Source organism: Vibrio sp. 10N.222.55.C6, from assembly GCF_041473395.1.
GTDB lineage: Bacteria > Pseudomonadota > Gammaproteobacteria > Enterobacterales > Vibrionaceae > Vibrio > Vibrio crassostreae_C.
The window spans coordinates 1-274 of record NZ_JBFRSD010000703.1; the positions used below are offsets into that span (position 1 = coordinate 1).

Below are 274 nucleotides of genomic sequence, written 5' to 3' on the forward strand. Positions count from 1 at the left end.
ATCAGAGTGCTGATGGCGCGACGATCACTCAGTTTACTTATGACGGTCAACTACGAACCCTTGATCAGAATGACAATGGTGAACAGCAATTCAGCTTCACTGAAGGCGAACTATTCATCACGCTTCAAGGCGAAGTGCGCTTTGAGCCCAACCGCAATCTCGACCACACGCTGAACGAAGACATTGTGAAATCAATCGTGGTGACATCTAGTGACTCCGATAACGATGTGCTTACCTCAACCGTCACGCTGACCATTACCGATGGTGATATTCC

1 protein-coding gene is annotated in these 274 nt (G+C 48.2%); it reads left to right on the forward strand.

What is annotated here, in order from left to right:
- Positions 1-274: hypothetical protein (locus AB4486_RS25730; RefSeq protein WP_372119570.1), on the forward strand; the 274-nt coding region annotated here is incomplete at both ends.